Genomic DNA, 13,934 nt, shown 5'->3' on the forward strand with positions numbered 1-13,934 from the left:
CTGTTTATTTGCTCATCTGTGATTGGGGGCAGGAAGTGCGTTTGGTGAAGAGTTCTAATTGGTTGCGTTTTGCTGGCCTGGCATTTTTGCCAGCTGCTTTTACCTTTATTCATCCGGCTTTGGCTGAGACCGGCGAAAAGTCATCCGGTCGTTATTTCTGGTCGGGCGACTGGTCTTTGACTGTTGGTGGCGACTTTTATCGCCAGCCGCGTTTTACCGGCTCAAGCAAATATATTCTCAGTGCGCAGCCTTTGATCTCTTTCGGAAAGACTGGTGTTGCTGAGCGCTTTTCTTCCCGTAATGATAATATTTCCTTCGCGCTGATGGATATGGAAGATTTCCGTGTCGGGGTCACTGGTGAGTTTTTGATGGCGCGTGGCGGCAGTCAGGCCGATGGCCTGAAAGATGTGCCGTGGGGCGGTGAAGTCGGCGGCTTTATGGAATTTTACCCGACAGACTGGTTCCGTCTGCGTACCGAACTGCGCCATGGTATTCGTGCGCATAAAGGCATTGTCGGCGAAGTGGCCGGTGATGCGTTTTATGATGTGACACCGGCGATCCGCGTTTCCGGCGGGCCAAGGGTGAATTTCGCTTCTAAGAAATATTTCGACACCTATTACGGCATTAATGCGCAAGAATCAGTCGCCAGTGGCCTGTCGGTCTATGATCCTGACGGCGGTGGTATTTCTTCGGTCGGGCTGGGTGGTGCTGTTACATGGATGACGACTGATAAAATCACGACCAGCCTTTATGCGGAATATTCCAATCTGCAAGGCAAAGCAGCGCGTTCCAGTCTGGTCAAAGAGCGTGGCTCGCGCAATCAGCTGACAGTGGGTGTTTCGGCAACCTATCGTTTTGATTTCACACTGGACTGATCTTACAGCAAACCCCCATGAGTGTGATTCATGGGGGTTTGGTTAAGCCCGAGTGGTGATTGAACTTTTTCAAGGCGTGATGCGTCAGCATCTTGAGCCGCCTTGGTATTACGCAAAAATCCGGCAGTTTTGTAAAAGCATTGGCTTGTTTGCTTTGAAAATCTGCCGGAAGGGCAAAGTTTATCTGTCTTGCCCCTTTATTCCGCGCGCGTGCATTGATAAAAGCACTGTCATGATGAGACGATACTCAATATTTATAATGCCGCACTATGCTGGCCGAATTATTGGCCCGGCCTTTTCTTGAAGCCTGAATCAACGTTCAGGGGGAAAGGTCCGGGAAGAATAGCTGACATCCTGAGATGCCGGAAGCATGGCTGACGCCTCAGGGATTATTTTTCGAGACTGCCTGCCTGAGTGCAGCATAATGCCGTGATATGCTCCGGCAGTCCAACTGATAGCTTAAGATAATGACCGCTGAAAAAATCGACTATTCAAAAACGCTGAATCTGCCGCAGACCGATTTTCCGATGCGTGCGAGCTTGCCGCAGCGCGAGCCGTTGCTGGTTGCCCGCTGGGAAGAGATGAATCTCTATAAAAAGCTGCGTGAAGATGCCAAAGATCGTCCGCTTTGGGTGCTGCATGACGGCCCTCCTTATGCCAACGGCAATATTCATATCGGCCATGCGCTGAATAAGACCATCAAGGACGTGATCACCCGTTCATTCCAGATGCGCGGTTACAACTCCAATTATGTTCCGGGCTGGGATTGCCACGGTCTGCCGATTGAGTGGAAGATCGAAGAAAAATACCGCGCGCAGGGCAAGAATAAAGACGAAGTGCCGGTCAATGAATTCCGCAAGGAATGCCGCGATTTCGCTGAAGGCTGGATCAAGGTACAGACTGAAGAGTTCAAGCGTCTGGCAATCACCGGTGATTTTGAACAGCCATACACCACAATGAATTTCCGTGCGGAAGCCCGTATTGCCGGTGAACTGCTGAAATTCGCCCGTAGCGGTCAGTTGTATCGCGGCTCCAAGCCGGTGATGTGGTCGGTCGTTGAGCGTACCGCTCTGGCTGAAGCCGAAGTCGAATATCACGATGTTGAATCGGATATGATCTGGGTAAAATTCCCTGTCACATCTGTGCCGGAACTGGCTGATGCTCATGTGGTGATCTGGACGACGACCCCTTGGACAATTCCGGGCAACCGCGCGATCGCTTATTCGCCGAAGGTTTCTTATGGCCTGTATGAAGTTACCGGTGCGGAAAATGACTTTGGTCCCCAAGCTGGTGAAAAGCTGATCTTCGCTGATAAACTGGCAGAAGATTGCTTCAAGAAAGCCAAGCTGACTTTCAAGCGCTTAGCTGATGTGTCAGCCGAACAGCTTCATGGCATGACCGCTGCTCACCCACTGAAAGGCTTTGGCGGGGGGTATGAATTTGTGGTGCCGCTGGTTTCCGGTGAGCATGTGACTGATGATGCCGGTACTGGCTTCGTTCATACTGCGCCAAGCCATGGTCGCGAAGACTTTGAAGCATGGATGGATGCGGCACGCGAGCTTGAAGCACGTGGTATTAATCCGGCGATCCCTTTCCCTGTAGATGATGCAGGTTTCTATACATCCGATGCGCCGGGCTTTGGCCCTGACCGTGACGGTGGTGCAGCGCGTGTTATCGATGATAACGGCAAGAAGGGCGATGCCAACGAGGCCGTGATTAAAGAGCTGATCGCGCGTGGTTTGCTGTTTGCCCGTGGCCGCATGAAGCATTCATATCCGCATTCATGGCGCTCAAAGAAGCCGATCATTTTCCGCAATACGCCACAGTGGTTTGTCTATATGGACAAAGAACTTGGTGACGGCACCACTTTGCGCTCGCGTGCATTGAACGCGATTGATGATACGCGTTTTGTTCCGTCAGGCGGCCAGAACCGTCTGCGTGCAATGATCGAAAACCGTCCTGACTGGGTGCTGTCACGTCAGCGCGCATGGGGCGTACCGATCTGTGTCTTCGCTGCCGAAGATGGCACAGTGCTGATCGATGAAGCGGTGAATGAACGTATTATCACTGCATTTGAAGCTGAAGGTGCGGATGCATGGTTTGCTGAGGGCGCACGTGAGCGTTTCCTCGGAAATCGCACAAATGAAGCGTGGGAACAGGTCTCAGACATTCTTGATGTCTGGTTCGACTCAGGTTGTACCCATGTGTTCACGCTTGAAGATCGCCCTGATATGAAATGGCCTGCCGATCTTTACATGGAAGGCTCGGATCAGCATCGCGGCTGGTTCCACTCCTCCCTGCTGGAGAGCTGCGGCACCCGTGGCCGTGCGCCGTATAATGCAGTGCTGACCCATGGTTTCACCATGGATGAGCATGGCAAGAAAATGTCGAAATCGCTTGGCAATACTGTGACACCACAGGAAATCATCAAGGATTCCGGTGCTGACATTCTGCGTCTCTGGGTGATGACTTCGGATTATTGGGAAGATCAGCGTCTGGGCAAGAGCATTATCCAGACCAATATCGACGCCTATCGCAAGCTGCGTAATACTATCCGCTGGATGCTTGGAACGCTTTCCCATGATACTGGCGAAGAAGTGGCTTATGCCGATCTGCCTGAGCTTGAAAAACTGATGCTGCATCGACTGAGCGAGCTGGATGAAGTGGTGCGCAATGGTTACGATGCATTTGAATTCAAACGCATTACCCGTGCTTTGATCGACTTCACCAATATCGAGCTGTCGGCTTTCTATTTCGATATCCGCAAAGACGCGCTCTATTGCGATGCACCTTCGAGCCTGCGCCGTAAAGCAGCGCTTCAGACAGTGCGTCACCTGTTTGATACGATCGTAACGTGGCTTGCGCCAATGCTGCCTTTCACCACGGAAGAAGCATGGCTTGATCGTTACAAAGATGCGGTCTCGGTGCATCTGGAACAGTTCCGCACTATTCCGGCAGAATGGAATAATCCGGTTCTCGCTGCCAAGTGGGACAAGGTGCGTGATGTCCGTCGCGTTGTCACCGGCGCTCTGGAGCTGGAACGTGCAGATAAGCGCATCGGTTCTTCGCTGGAAGCCGCACCTGTCGTGCATATTACGGATGCATCGCTGATGTCTGCGGTTGAAGGTCTGGATCTGGCTGAAATCTGCATCACCAGCGATATCACAATCAGCGACCAGCCAGCTGCTGGCGAAGCCTTTGTGCTGGGCGATGTGAAGGGCGTTGCTGTTGTGCCTGCCAAGGCAAATGGTGAAAAATGTGCCCGTTCATGGCGTTATACGCAGGATGTTGGTAGTGATTCTGCCTATCCGGATGTATCTGCGCGTGATGCAGCGGCATTGCATGAGCTGAAAGCGCTCGGACGTCTGGATTAAGAATGAATCTGCGGCAATCACCGTTAGAGCGCCGTGCGCGTCCTTAAAGACGCACAAAGGTCGCTCTTAACTATTGAATCTACGTATCGGTCCAAAAATCGATTCCGATTTTTGGACCGATACGGTAACAAACAATTATCAGTGATTGCCGCATATTTTCTGCCGTGCTAAGGCACTGCATTGAAATATTTTGTCGGCAGTTAAAATCTGCGGTCATGCCTTGGAGTTGCCGGAAAGAGCGGATAACGCCATAATGGTGTGAAGTTTATTGTAGTTGTGGTTGGGTAATCTGGCCGAATACGGATAAAAGTGGTGCTCATGAAGATTGAAGGACGCATTCTCGCTTTCGCAACAGTGCTGGCCAGTTTAGGGCTTGCCGGTTGCGTGTCCGATCCGACCTATGGAACAGGCAAGTCAGCCAGCTCGCAATTGCTGGATGATATGTCGTCGATTGCTACAATCGGCCCGAAAACGAAAAGCGGTATTGAGTATAAGCCGCGTCCTGATCTGGTGAAGCCGGTTGCAGGACAGAAAGAAAACCTGCCGCAGCCACAGCAGAGTGTTGCCAGTGCCGGTGATCCTTCATGGCCGGAATCACCGGAAGAGCGCCGCAAGCGTCTGCGTTCGGAAATTGAAGCGAACCGCGATAATCCGAACTTTGTTTCGCCGATTGCGCCGGATAGCCCGAGCGATTTCACACCGCGCCGTCAGATTTTGCCAAGCGGTTCGAGCCGTCGTGAAGAATATGCAGCGCGCGATTCCGTTGCAAATCCGGCTGCTGTTGCTGCTGCCAAGCAGGCACAGAAAGATCGCTCCGGCGGTTCTGCGACACAGCGTAAATATCTGAGTGAGCCGCCAATCAGCTATCGTAAGCCTGAAGCTTCTGCAACTGCCGGTGACTTGGGTGAAGATGAGGCGAAAAAAGAACGTCGCCGTAAGGCCGAGGCTACCGGTTCAAAGAGCTGGCGCGATAAGCTGGGTCTCTGATTTTCTAAATATTGTGAAGATGCCGCAGTTGATAAAACTGCGGCATTTTTATTTGCGCTTCTCTTTGAAAAAATCGCGGAGCAGGGCGCTCGCTTCCGCTTCACCGATGCCTGAATACACATCCGGTGCATGATGACAGGTTGGCTGGTTGTAAAAACGGGAGCCATATTCCACACCGCCGCCTTTTGGATCGCTGGATGCATAATAAAGACGGCGGATGCGGGCAAAGGAAATCGCTGCCGCACACATAGTGCAGGGTTCCAGCGTTACGTAGAGATCACAGTCGCCCAGCCGCTCATTTGCCAATGTTTCGCAGGCGATGCGAATGGCAAGAATCTCGGCATGTGCGGTCGGATCATTCATTTCGCGGGTACGATTACCGGCGCGGGCGATGATTTGATTTTTGTGGGTGATGACAGCGCCAATCGGCACCTCACCTCGGGCACCGGCAGCACGCGCTTCATCCATGGCAATTTGCATGGGGGATTGTGGATTTTGACGGTTCAGACCACCAGAATGACTGCCAGTTGCGTTTTTTTGCATATTGTGCGGCAGCCTTTCAGATATTTTGCTCGCAAGCTTGAAGATGATTTGTTAGAGCGTAACTTTAATAAGGTGTGTAGCATAAGAGCTGCGCTGCAATAATGTCAGCTTTATCCTAAATTTTGCCAAACCGGAATGGTTTAGCATGGCGCATATCCGGTGAAATTGCATAGCGGTTTTGCAGGAGGCAATGCATAAGAGTAAAGAGATGGAGCAATTCGGGCGATACCGTTTTTAACGGAATTGCTCTGATTTTGCGGCAGGGCTTTCCGCAACCTGATTTTCTATATTTGATTGCCGGGCACAAATGCCGGTGAAAGGCTGATATTCTGATGACCCGTGATGATCACGATAATGAACGTGGCAAACGTCCTTTTGTAAAACGCGAAGGTTCGCGTGATGACAGAGGTTCTGACCGCCCGCGCCGTTTTGATGGTGACAAGCCGCGCAACTTTGAATCCCGCGGCGACAAACCACGCAGTTTCGAACCTTGTGGTGATAAGCCACGTAATTTCGAACCAAGAGGCGATAAGTCCCGTGGTTTTGAATCCAGAGGCGATAAGCCCCGTAACTTTGAATCCAGAGGCGATAAGCCTCAGGGCTTTGCTTCTCGTTCAGACAAGCCTCGTGGTTTTGATATGACTGCCCAAGGTGATGAAGGTGAACGTATTGCCAAGCGTTTGGCACGCGTTGGTATTGCTTCGCGTCGTGAAGCGGAAAGCATGATCGCTGCCGGTCGCGTTGCCGTAAACGGCAAAGTGCTGACCAGCCCTGCGGTCAATGTTCAGCGTTCAGACAGAATTACTGTTGATAATAAAGTACTCCAGCAGGCAGAGCGTACACGTTTGTGGCTCTATCATAAGCCTGCCGGTCTGGTGACTACCAATCGTGATCCGGAAGGTCGCCCGACAGTGTTTGATGCGCTGCCGGAAGAATTACCGCGCGTTCTCTCGGTTGGTCGTCTTGATATTAATACAGAAGGCCTGCTGCTGCTGACCAATGATGGCGGCCTGTCCCGCGTGCTGGAATTGCCTGCAACAGGCTGGCTGCGCCGTTACCGCGTGCGCGCTCATGGTTCCGTCACACAGGCGCAGCTTGATGAATTGAAGAATGGTATTGCCGTTGACGGCGTATTCTATGGCTCGATTGAAGCAACGCTTGAGCGTGAGCAGGGCTCCAATGTTTGGCTGAATATCGGTCTGCGCGAAGGTAAAAACCGCGAAGTTAAAAATATTCTCGGTGCCCTCGGTCTAGCAGTATCCCGTCTGATCCGCGTTTCTTTCGGACCTTTCCAGCTCGGAGATCTCGAAGAAGGTGCAGTGCGCGAAATTCGCGGCCGCACGCTGCGCGATCAGCTGGGTGAGAAACTGGTGGAAGATTCCGGTGCGGATTTTGATGCGCCGATTTACAATGAATTCTCCAATGTTGCTGTACAGGGCGAGTTGCCGCATCGTATGCAGCGTTTTGATGCCTATGAGGATCGCAGCAGCGAACCGGTTGAAGAAGCACGTCCGCGTTATAAATCAGACTGGATTTCCAGCAGCGGCGAGGGTGACAAAAAAGGCCGTGGCGGTAAGGGCGGTTTCCGCGGTGCTCCGCGTGGCGAAGATCGCGGTGCGTTCCGTAGCGAGCGTCGCGCTGCTTCGGGTGGTGAAGATGGCCGCAGTGAGTCGCGTGGCGCTCCTCGTGAAGAAGGTCGCGGTGAATTCCGCAGTGCGCCTCGTGATGGTGAACGTAAACCTTTCCAGCGCGACCGCGATGGTAAAAACTGGCGCGAAGACGGTCTTGCCCGTCTCAGCACATCAGCACCACGCTCCGGTGGTTTTGACAAGCCGCGCGGTGGTCGTTCTGATAAGGGCGAAGATAAATTCGGCTCACAGCCGCAGCGTCCGCGTGGCGTAAATGTGTGGATGGCACCGGGCGCAAAAGCCTATAATTCGTCATCCAAACCTACACCTGGTGAAGATCGCCGTCATGGTCGTGATGGTGAAGACCGTCCGCAGCGTTCAGAAGGTGGCCGTGGTTATCAGGAGCGCTCCGGCGGTCGTGGCGATGGCCGTAATGATAGTCGTGGTGAAGATCGTTCCGGCTATAAGCGTCAGGGTTTCCGTCGTGACGATGAAGGCCGTGATGGTTTCAAGCGTGAAGGTTTCCGCTCAGACAATCGTCGTTCCAATGATGCCGGTGATCGCCCGGCACGCGAAGAACGCCGTTTCTCCGGCGAACGTTCTTACGACAAAAAGCCGTTTGGCGAACGTACAGGCGGCGACAAACCATTCCGTGGCAAGCCTGAGGGCGGTCGTGGTGGCAAGCCGTTTGGCAAAGGCCCGCAAGGTGGCAGGCCATCGGGTGGCCGTCCTTCGACACCTCGCGGTGATGGCCCCCGCGGTGCAGGCCCTCGTGGCAACGGACCACGCGGAGATAAGCGTTAATGCGCATTGTTGGCGGCAAATTCCGCGGTCGTGCACTGGTAACGCCGGAAAGCTCTGCAATCCGGCCAACCAGTGACCGGACACGCGAAAGCCTGTTCAATATTATCTCTCATGGTTTTCGTGAGAAGCTGGACAATACACGGGTGCTGGACTTGTTTGCCGGCACTGGTGCTTTGGGTCTTGAGGCAATGTCGCGTGGTTGCCGCTATACGGTTTTCGTCGAGGAATCGGTCGAAGGTCGCGGGCTTCTGCGTCAGAATGTTGAAGCCTTCGGTCTTCAGGGGCATACAAAAGTGTTTCGCCGTAATGCCACGGCATTGGGTCCGACCGGCACAATGGGCGATTTTGATCTGGTTTTTGCCGATCCGCCTTATGGCAAAGGTTTGGGCGAGCAGGCCTTTATTTCCGCACTTGAGGGCGGCTGGCTCAAGCCGGATTCGCTGCTGGTGCTGGAAGAAGTGTCAGAAGCCGTCATTACATTGGATGACCGGTTTATTCTGCGGGATGAGCGGAATTACGGGATCACAACAATAAGATTGTATGAACTGGCCTGAAAAACATCTGATTAAAATGTAAAATGCCCGCTGTATAGCGGGCATTTTTCGTTATAGGGCGACACTCCCAATTCAGTGGGGTCTATTGTTAAATTATTGTCATGATGACATAATTTTTGATGGAAGGTTGCGAATTCGCCGCAATCTCGTTTAATTAAGGGTGTTTTGCAAAACAGGAAGGGACACTTTTCGTGCCATATCTATCCTTTTGCCGGCAGATGGTCAGCACTTCCATGCTGGCGCTGCTTGTCAGTTCTGCGGCTGTGGGCGCTACTCACGCGCAAGCTGCCAAACCGGCTGTTGCGCCTGTTACCACAACGCAGGAAAAACCGGCCAATGATAACCAGCCGGATGCTTTGCCCGAAATTAAAACGCAGACCGGTGTCAGCAGCTTTCAGCTCGCCAATGGTCTGGATGTTGTGGTGATACCCGATCATCGCGCACCTGTGGTCACGCAGATGGTGTGGTACCGTGTGGGTGCTGCTGATGAGCAGGAGGGTGTTTCCGGTATTGCCCATTTTCTTGAACACCTGATGTTCAAAGGCACCAAGAATGTTCCGGCAGGTGAGTTCTCTGCAAAAGTTGCAGCGATAGGCGGACAGGAAAACGCTTTCACCTCTTCAGATTATACCGGCTATTACCAGCAGATCGCTCCCGATGCGCTGGAAATGGTGATGAAATATGAATCTGATCGCATGGCCAATCTGGTGCTGACGGATGAGGTCATCAAACCGGAACGGGATGTGATCCTTGAAGAACGCCGCATGCGCGTGGACAGCAATCCTTCAGCGATGCTGCGTGAAGAAGTCAGTGCCACAACTTTCTATAATCATCCTTATCGTCGCCCGATTATCGGCTGGCAGCAGGAAATGGAAAAACTAAGCCTTAATGATGCGATTGGTTTTTACGAGCGTTACTACACGCCGAATAACGCCATTCTCGTGGTCGCCGGTGATGTGACACCGGAGCGGGTGCGCGATCTGGCGTTGAGCACCTATGGTAAACTGCCGAAGCGCTTTGAAGTAGCGCCGCGTATTCGCCCGCAGGAACCTGAAAAGCATACAGCACGGACTGTCATTTTGCGCGATGCGCGTGTAAACCAGCCATCCTATAATTCCACATGGGTGGTGCCGTCTTATATCAATGCCAAGGCTAAGGGCCGTGAAGGTGATGCCGAAGCGCTTGATCTGCTTGGTGAAATTCTTGGTGGCGGTATTCGCAGCCGTCTTTATCAGGAACTGGTGGTTGAACAGGGGCTTGCCGCCAGCGCCGGTGCTTATTATGCCGGTGATGCGTTGGATGACGGCACGTTCATGATCTATGGCTCACCGCGTGGTGATGCCACACTGGAAGACGTGCAGACGGCCGCGAATGTGGAAGTTGACCGTCTTATCGCAGAAGGTGTGACTGAAACTGAGCTTAATCAGGCGCGTAACCGCTTCCTCAAGGCAATGATTTTTGCCCGTGACAGCCAGACCGGCATGGCGCGGATTTATGGTTCTTCGCTGGCGACTGGTCAGACCGTGGATGATGTTCTGGGCTGGCCGGATAAAATCCGCGCCGTGAAACCGGAGCAAATCCGCGACGTGGCACAACGCTATCTGAAACCTTCTATTGAAGTGACCGGCTATTTGTTGCCATCGGCTGAGCAGAAAACAACCGAAACCCAGCCAGCGGCAAAACCGGCTGCGGGCGGTAAGGCTGAGGCAGGTGCTGCTGAAGGTAAGCCGAAAGATGCAAAATCAGAGGTGAAAAAATAATGGTCTATTCTCTTCACTCTGAAACAGGGTTCAGCAAAGCTGCCCCTGTTCGCGGCAAGACTGTGTTCGGCCTTAAAGCGGCTCTTGCCGGTGCTTTCGCACTGTTGGCAACGCTACCGGCCTTTGCGCTGGATATTCAGGAAGTGACTTCACCAAAGGGTATCAAAGCGTGGCTGGTGGAAGATGGCAGCGTGCCGCTGATTTCCATACGCTTTTCTTTCAAAGGCGGCAGCGCACAGGACCCTGTGGGCAAAGAAGGACTGGCTAATCTGATGACCGGCCTGTTCGATGAAGGTGCGGGCGATATGCCATCCGATGCCTATCAGGAGCGGCTGGATAATATTGGTGCGGAGATGAGCTTCAGCGCCAGTCAGGACAATATTTCCGGCGGCATGCGTATGCTGAAGGAAAACAGTCCTGCGGCTTTCGACATGCTGGCGCTGGCAATCCAGAAGCCACGTTTTGATCAGGTTGCGATTGACCGTATTCGTTCGCAGATTGTTACCGGTATCAAAGCATCTCAGAATGACCCGTCAACCATTGCAGCACAGAAGTTTGCGGAAGTGCTCTATGGCAAGCATCCTTATGCACGCCGTGACGAGGGCACAGTGCAGACGCTGGAAGCAATTACCCGCGAAGATTTGCTGGATGCCCATAAGAAACTGTTTGGCAAAGACCAGCTGAAAATCGGCGTGGTTGGTGCCATCAGCGCCAAAGAACTGGCACCGTTGCTGGATAAATTATTCGGTGACTTGCAGGATAAAGCCGATCTCAAGCCGGTCGAAATGGCCAAGCTGGCATTGGGTGCTACAACCTCTGTGACCTATGATCTGCCACAGACAACGGTTAGTCTGGTTTATCCGGGTGTTAAGCGCAGCGATAAAGACTTCTTCGCGGCCTATCTGATGAATCAGGTGCTGGGCGTTGGCTTCACATCGCGTCTTTATAATGAAGTGCGTGAAAAACGTGGTCTGGCCTATACGGTTGGTTCCGGTCTTAGCGGACAAGATTATTCCAACAGCCTCAATATCTCGACCGGCACACGCCCGGACCGCGCGCAGCAAAGTCTGGATGTGATCCGTGCGGAAGTCGCCCGCATGGCAAAATCCGGCGTGACTGAGGAAGAGCTGGCATCAGCCAAGAGCTTTGCAATCGGTGCCTACGCGATCAACAATCTGGATTCGTCCGTAGCTGTTGCCCGCACTTTGGTTGGCTTGCAGGAGCAAAATCTCGGGCGCGACTATATTGATCGTCGTGGTGATCTCATCAATGCTGTGACAGTTGATGACGTGAAAGCCGTTGCCGCAAAACTGCTCAAGGCTGATCCGGCTATTTTGATGGTTGGACCCAGCCTGAATTAATAGGGTTGATAGCTTCACAAGAAAACGGCGCGGTGGTCATCCACCGCGCCGTTTTTTTGATCTATCCCTAATGTTTAGTTCGTTGCCGGTGCGGTTGATAAATCCGCAACCGGATAAGTTTCCGCAGGGGCAATGGTTTCTTCCGTTGCCTTGTCGAGCGGAACCGCAGAGCGGGTTGGCTTGATCAGTGGCTCTGGTGTAACCGGCTTATTGAACAGCAGGTGACGACCGGCCAAAATACCTTCCGAGGCTTGCACATAGAGGCGGTCTTCATCGCGCTGGCGCACATCATCAGCGATAGCGTGGGCTTCATCTTCGCCCATACCAAGTGCTTCCAGTGTTTTACGTCCAAATAGCAGGCCGGATTCAAAGGTTTCACGCAGCTCGTAATCCACGCCTTTGGCGCGCAGTTGCAGCGTATGCTCACGGTCAAAAGAGCGGACATAAAGTTTCACGTCCGGAAACTCAGTCTGAATGAGGTCGACGATACGATCAGTGATCTCTTTTTTCTCCGTACAGATCGCGACCAGTTTGGCTTTGCGGATACCTGCCATTTCCAGCACGTCTTTACGCTGTCCGTCACCGAAATAGATACGGAAACCGAAACGACCCGCCGCGCGGATTTTATTGGCGGAATTATCAATCACCGTCACATCTGAACCACCGGCGAGCAAAATTTGCGAGGCAATCTGCCCGTAACGGGAAAAGCCGATCATCAGGACATCGGAACCGGCACCCTCAAAATCTTCATCAATGCCGTCCTCTTGTTTCGAGGCTGATAGCAAGCGGTTGCCTATGGAAACCGAGAGCGGTGTCAGCGCCATAGAAATGGTGATGGCAGCAATCAGTTCTGATGCCAGCGCATCGGTGATAACAGCGGCGGCACTGGCAGCGGAGAACAGCACGAATGCAAATTCACCACCCTGCGGTAGCAGGAAGGCGACTTTAATCGCATCATTATGCGTGCTGCGGAAAATACGGCATAGAATGTATATCACCGCGATTTTGGTGACGATGATCACCGGTACCGAGAGCAGGATCATCAGCCAGTTGTCGAGAATGACAACCAGATTGAGCGACAGACCGACCGCAACAAAGAACAGGCCGAGGAAAATACCACGGAACGGCTCAACGTCTGCGGCCAGTTCGTGACGGTAAGACGAATCTGCCAGCAGAACACCGGCAATGAAGGCACCCATCGCCATGGAAAGTCCTGCGGCTTCCATCAGCGTTGCCGAGCCTAGAACCACAAACAGCGCGGCGGCGATCATCACTTCACGCGCACCGGTATTGCCGATGATGCGGAACATCGGGTTCAGCAGGTAGCGACCTGCAATAATCAGAATGATAATGGCACCAAGGGCAGCGGCAACATGGAAATTGGCGGCACTCTGCGAACCTTCACCCGGAGACAATGCGGGTATCAGTGCCAGAATAGGGACGATGGCCAGATCCTGAAAAAGCAGAATGGCAAAAGCTTTTTGGCCGTATTTCTGACTGGTCTCGCCTTTGTCTTCCAGAATTTGCATGGCAAATGCAGTTGAGGAAAGGGCAAAGCCGCAACCGACAATAATTGCAGCCGGTACCGGCAGGCCTGCAACATAAATGCCGAGAAAGGCGAGCGCGACAGCACAAAGCGTTACTTGTGCCAGACCAAGGCCAAAAATCGCATGGCGCATCGACCAGAGACGGGATGGTTTCAGGTCAAGGCCGATGATGAATAGCAGAAACACAACGCCCAGTTCAGAGAAGTGCAGCAGTTCTTCGCCATCCGTAATAAAACGGGCAATCGGGCCGATAATCACACCGGCAGCCAGATAGCCGAGGACTGTTCCCAGCCCCAGTCGTTTAAACAGCGGAGCGGCAATGATCGCTCCGGCGAGGATCATCAGAGTTTGCAGATAAAGACTGCCGATGGAAATATTGTTTTCCATAATTGAAACATCACATATCTAGAGCATTTCCAAGCCAAAAATCTATAGTGGTTTTGCATGGAATAATGCGACAAAACAAAGAGCTAGAGCAGTTTCGACGTTTCCGTTTTTACC

9 protein-coding genes are annotated in these 13,934 nt (G+C 52.7%); 7 read left to right on the forward strand and 2 right to left on the reverse strand.

Going from position 1 to position 13,934, the window contains the following annotated elements:
* Positions 1–44: 44 nt before the first annotated feature.
* The 3 genes from QUF18_RS04450 (at position 45) to QUF18_RS04460 (ending at position 5,236) form a co-directional block, all read left to right on the forward strand.
* On the forward strand, positions 45–875 hold the full coding sequence (locus QUF18_RS04450; protein ID WP_374806429.1) for a MipA/OmpV family protein: 831 nt from the start codon (positions 45–47) through the stop codon (positions 873–875).
* A 467-nt stretch (positions 876–1,342) separates the two neighbouring features.
* Entirely contained in the window at positions 1,343–4,249 is a 2,907-nt protein-coding gene (gene ileS, locus QUF18_RS04455) for an isoleucine--tRNA ligase (RefSeq protein ID WP_289385587.1), read from the forward strand.
* Between the two features lie 318 nt (positions 4,250–4,567).
* Positions 4,568–5,236 (forward strand): hypothetical protein, encoded by a 669-nt coding sequence (locus QUF18_RS04460; RefSeq protein WP_289385589.1) that lies wholly within the window; start codon positions 4,568–4,570, stop codon positions 5,234–5,236.
* Positions 5,237–5,284: 48 nt separating this feature from the next.
* Here the strand turns inward: QUF18_RS04460 and QUF18_RS04465 are convergent, their stop codons facing one another.
* The gene (locus QUF18_RS04465) at positions 5,285–5,779 is read right to left on the reverse strand and encodes a nucleoside deaminase (protein ID WP_289385592.1); all 495 of its coding nucleotides are present in this window, start codon (positions 5,777–5,779) and stop codon (positions 5,285–5,287) included.
* A gap of 332 nt (positions 5,780–6,111) precedes the next feature.
* Here QUF18_RS04465 and QUF18_RS04470 point away from each other — a divergent pair, with 332 nt between their 5' ends.
* The 4 genes from QUF18_RS04470 to QUF18_RS04485 all read left to right on the forward strand — a co-directional run bounded on the left by QUF18_RS04470 (position 6,112) and on the right by QUF18_RS04485 (position 11,886).
* Positions 6,112–8,211 (forward strand): pseudouridine synthase, encoded by a 2,100-nt coding sequence (locus QUF18_RS04470; protein WP_289385594.1) that lies wholly within the window; start codon positions 6,112–6,114, stop codon positions 8,209–8,211.
* On the forward strand, positions 8,211–8,765 hold the full coding sequence (gene rsmD, locus QUF18_RS04475) for a 16S rRNA (guanine(966)-N(2))-methyltransferase RsmD (RefSeq protein WP_289385597.1): 555 nt from the start codon (positions 8,211–8,213) through the stop codon (positions 8,763–8,765). The genes QUF18_RS04470 and rsmD overlap by 1 nt, the downstream gene beginning before the upstream one ends.
* A gap of 218 nt (positions 8,766–8,983) precedes the next feature.
* Positions 8,984–10,525: a M16 family metallopeptidase gene (locus QUF18_RS04480; RefSeq protein WP_289386143.1), complete on the forward strand. Its 1,542-nt coding sequence runs from the start codon at positions 8,984–8,986 to the stop codon at positions 10,523–10,525.
* Positions 10,525–11,886, forward strand: a complete 1,362-nt coding sequence (locus QUF18_RS04485) for a M16 family metallopeptidase (protein ID WP_289385600.1) — start codon at positions 10,525–10,527, stop codon at positions 11,884–11,886. Before QUF18_RS04480 ends, QUF18_RS04485 begins: the two co-directional genes overlap by 1 nt.
* Before the next feature lie 74 nt (positions 11,887–11,960).
* Here the strand turns inward: QUF18_RS04485 and QUF18_RS04490 are convergent, their stop codons facing one another.
* Entirely contained in the window at positions 11,961–13,820 is a 1,860-nt protein-coding gene (locus tag QUF18_RS04490; protein WP_289385602.1) for a monovalent cation:proton antiporter-2 (CPA2) family protein, read from the reverse strand.
* Positions 13,821–13,934: the final 114 nt, after the last annotated feature.

The organism is Pseudochrobactrum kiredjianiae (assembly GCF_030362795.1).
Taxonomy (GTDB): Bacteria; Pseudomonadota; Alphaproteobacteria; order Rhizobiales; family Rhizobiaceae; genus Pseudochrobactrum; species Pseudochrobactrum kiredjianiae.